The organism is Burkholderia sp. HMSC10F09 (genome assembly GCF_001806955.1).
Lineage (GTDB): Bacteria > Pseudomonadota > Gammaproteobacteria > Burkholderiales > Burkholderiaceae > Burkholderia > Burkholderia multivorans.
Map to the genome: position 1 here is coordinate 1 of NZ_KV786614.1, position 3713 is coordinate 3713.

At 70.6% G+C, this 3713-nt stretch carries 4 protein-coding genes; 2 read left to right on the forward strand and 2 right to left on the reverse strand.

What is annotated here, in order from left to right; all coding sequences use genetic code 11:
- The first annotated feature begins 55 nt into the window (after nt 1-55).
- Together HMPREF3115_RS07240 and HMPREF3115_RS07245 are read left to right on the forward strand one after the other, a co-directional pair.
- On the forward strand, nt 56-895 hold the full coding sequence (locus tag HMPREF3115_RS07240) for a formyltransferase family protein (protein ID WP_006404833.1): 840 nt from the start codon (nt 56-58) through the stop codon (nt 893-895).
- Complete coding sequence (locus HMPREF3115_RS07245) at nt 895-1908, forward strand: GNAT family N-acetyltransferase (RefSeq protein WP_070553906.1); 1014 nt, start codon at nt 895-897, stop codon at nt 1906-1908. Before HMPREF3115_RS07240 ends, HMPREF3115_RS07245 begins: the two co-directional genes overlap by 1 nt.
- 52 nt (nt 1909-1960) lie before the next feature.
- Here the strand turns inward: HMPREF3115_RS07245 and HMPREF3115_RS07250 are convergent, their stop codons facing one another.
- Complete coding sequence (locus tag HMPREF3115_RS07250) at nt 1961-2887, reverse strand: nucleotidyl transferase AbiEii/AbiGii toxin family protein (protein WP_070553908.1); 927 nt, start codon at nt 2885-2887, stop codon at nt 1961-1963.
- On the reverse strand, nt 2856-3713 hold an 858-nt coding region (locus HMPREF3115_RS07255), incomplete at its 5' end, for a type IV toxin-antitoxin system AbiEi family antitoxin (protein WP_070553910.1). The genes HMPREF3115_RS07255 and HMPREF3115_RS07250, both read right to left, overlap by 32 nt.

A 3713-nucleotide genomic window follows, 5' to 3' on the forward strand; every position in this document is an offset into this window, starting at 1 on the left:
CGCGCGCCGCGGGCCGCCGCCCGCGGCGCGGGCGTCCGTTCAACACGACGCATTCATGCCGAAGAAAAATCTCGTCTATATCCAGTCGCTGCGCAACGGCGCGGCCGATCGCGCCGGTCAGCCGGTCGCCTACAAGGGCGGCACGCGCTACATGAAGGCGCCGCTCGAATTTCTCGTCGAGCGGCTGAACGACTCGCCGCTCGGCGAGCGCTACACGCTCGCGGGCGTGATCGTCGACGACGACGAAGGCTCGGCCGCCGATCGCGCGAAGCTCGCCGACTACGGCTTTGCACGCACGCCGGGCCGTCCGTGGATTCTGCCGGACGGGCTGACGGTGCAGGGCACGCCGGTCGACGCACTGTTCTGCTCGATTCCGTCGACGTACCGGCGGCTGCCGCGCGAGGCGCGCGAGCGCGTGGCGGGCAAGCAGGCGTTCGAGCGGCGGCTGCTCGAACGCCTGCTCGAGCTGAACGCCGACGTCGTCGTGCTCGACGGGCTGCTCGTCATCCTCGACGAGCTGGTGCGGCCCGGCGCGCGCTTTCACCGGCGCATCGCGAATATCCATCCGGGCATCACGGCCGACGGTTCGCCGTACCAGCGGCGCGGCGCATGGGCGACGCTCGATGCGCTGCACGGCGCGCGCGGCGAGCGCGTCGATTGGGCGACCGGCACGACGACGCCCGTCGCGCCGGTAACGATGACGGGCGCCTCGTTCCACTACGTCGACAACGGCATCGATTCCGGCGAGGTGATCTGCGACGTGCTCGACACGCCGATCGCGCCGGACGACACGATCCTCGAACTGCGCTGGAACAATTTCCAGCGCAGCCTGTTTCCGGCGCTCGAGCGCGGGCTGCATCTCCTCGCCGATCGCCACGACGCGGGAGCACTGTGATGGCACCGACGCTGACGCAACCCGAAGAAGCGGTGCTCAAGACGGCCGCCGGCGACGTCGCCGCCTTGCGCGATTACAACGCCGATACGGCGCCCGCCGCCGATCGCGTGCTCGACGCATGGCGGCCCGACGATCCGCCGGGCGCGCTGCTGGCCGAGCTCGTGGCGCTGTTCAATACCGAAGCACGGCGCGATGCGGCGACGATCGCGCTGCCGATCGCGGACACCGACCCGGACGCCATCGCGGCCTACATCACACGCGCGGTGCGCGAAGGTGTGATCGACGCGGCGCAACGCGCGGGCGACCGCCTTAACGTGACCACGTCGCGCGCGACGTTCTGGCAGCATCCGCGGCCCTGGCTGAAGGCGCCCGCGTCGGGCGGGATGCCGCTGCGCTACACGATCACGAACGGCCACCGTCATCCGGTGCGGCCGCCGACGCCGGCCGGCGAGATCTATGCGCGCTATATGCCGCAGGTCGGGATGACGTTCAGCCTGCGCACCGTCGACGTCGACGCGCATGCGGACCTGTTCAGCGGCTGGATGAATCTCGATCGCGTCGCGCATTTCTGGGATCAGCGCGGCACGCGCGACGAGCATGCGGCGTATCTCGCGGAGCGGCTCGCCGATCCGCACATGCATCCGATGATCGGCTATTTCGACGACACGCCGTTCGGCTATTTCGAGTTCTACTGGGCGAAGGAGGATCGGCTCGCGCCGTTCTACGACGCGCACGACTACGACCGCGGGCTGCATCTGCTGATCGGCGATTCGCGGTTCCAGAGCGCGGGCAAGCTGCATGCGTGGTGGAGCGGCGTGCTGCACTACATGTTCGTCGACGAACCGCGCACGCAGCGGCTCGTCGGCGAGCCGCGCGTCGATCACGTGCGGCACATCGCATATATGCACCGGCTCGGTTTCTACACGCTCAAGGAGTTCGATTTCCCGCACAAGCGCGCGGCGCTGACCGTGATCGAACGCGATACGTTCTTCGATACGTTCCGGCTGCCGTGATGCGCGTGGGGCGCTCGGCGGACATGCATGGACGCCGCGGCAGCCGCGCGCACTACGTGCGCCGTGCGTGCGCGTCGGCGCCGGCGTCGGGCTCGTCCGCGAGAAATGCGTCGCGGAATGCGTGCAGATAGCGTTCGGCGTCGTCGGTGAAGTCGCCCGGCTGCCAGGCGAAGGCGCGCGCGAGCAGATCCTGGCCGAGCGTCGCGTAGGTCGCGCGGTCGGACAGCAGTGCGCGCACCGCATCGCGCGTCGCCGGCGACGCGATCCGTTTCGCGTCGCGCGCGAGCAGCGCGGCGGCCGCTCGCGTCGGATCGAAGTCGTGCGCGGCGAGCAGGTCGGGCGCGACGTCCCAGATGCGCGTGCGATTGCCTGCGTCGTGTGCATGCGTGAGCAGGAACAGCAGGTCGTACGCGTCGTTGTTCTGACGCGCGCGGCGATCCTTCCACGCGAGCAGCTTCAGCAGCGACAGCGCCGGCAAGCTCGCGACCGGCACGACCGTATGCGCGTCGATGGCGACGGGCAGCGCATGGTCGACGGCCTCCTGGAAACCGAGCACGTTGAGCACGAACTCGCCGCCGGGCGGCCAGGCGATTTCACCGGGCGGCGCCTCGAGCTGACCGAACGGCACGAGATCGAGTTCGGTGCGCCAGCCGCCCGTGTCGGCGGCAAACAGCAGCTTCTGCTGATGCTTCGGCGCGCGCGCGAATTGCCCGGTCGCGACGAGCGTGTCGACGAGCCGGTCGTGGAACGGCCAGCTGACCGCGCAGACGGCCACGTCGACGTCGCGCGTGGCGCGCATCGGCCGGATCCCGTATACGTGCCACATCAGGATGTCGCGCGCGGTCGCGCCGGCGACGACGAACGCCGCGTCGACATGTGCGCACGCATCGCGCACGGCGCGCAGCAGTGCGACGGTCGCAGGCTCGAGCGGACGCTCTGCGTCGACCTCAAGCGGGCGGATGGGCGAGGTATCGGTCATGGATCTGTTCGGCGGCGGCAAGATTGCGGCTGTCTCCGGTCGAGACGAGATCGGCGTAGATCAGCAGCGGCGGCACGAGCGGCAGCGGCGGATCGCGCCAGTCGAGCGCCGCGGACGGCGGCCAGAATGCTTCGAGTATTTCGACGTCGCCGCGTTCGTCCGCGCGCAGCCGCGCGTCGAGCAGCAGGCGGTTCGACACGGGCCCGTGCGTGTAGACGGTGATCGCGGCCGGCTTCAGGTCGTGCGTCAGCAGATCGGCGGCCGGCTCGGCGCCGAGCCGCGCGTCGGCGGCCGCGAAATCGACCGCGCGCCACCAGTCGGGCGCAAGACCGGAAAACCGCCGCACCGGCAGCTTCGCGCGCAGGCGGCTCGGGTAGAGCGCGACCCATTCCTGCACGAAGCGCGGCCAGTCGGGAAACACGCGCGTGCCGTCGCGGCGGCGGCCGAGCAGGCCGCGCGCGAGCAGATCGTCCATCACGAGGTTCACGGTGCCGAGCGCGACGCCCGAGGCGGCCGCGATCGCGCGATACGGCGCCTGCACGAGGCCCGGCGTGGCCGCGAGCGCGAACATCACGGTCATGCCTTTCGGCGTGGTCGCGCGCGAGGTCGGCGCCTGCCGCGTGCGCGCGGGCTTCGGGCGCCCTGCGATCATCACGGTCGCTTCCGGTTCGGCCAGGAACGTATTGCCGGCCGTGTCGAGAAACGGGATGCCTTCGTCGACCAGCTGCGCCGCGAGTTCGTCCGGCACATGCGGTGCGACGAGCAGCAGCGGGCGCTCGCCGCGCGCGCGCGGCGCGCTGCGGCCGTGCAGCGCCGCATGCGCGGC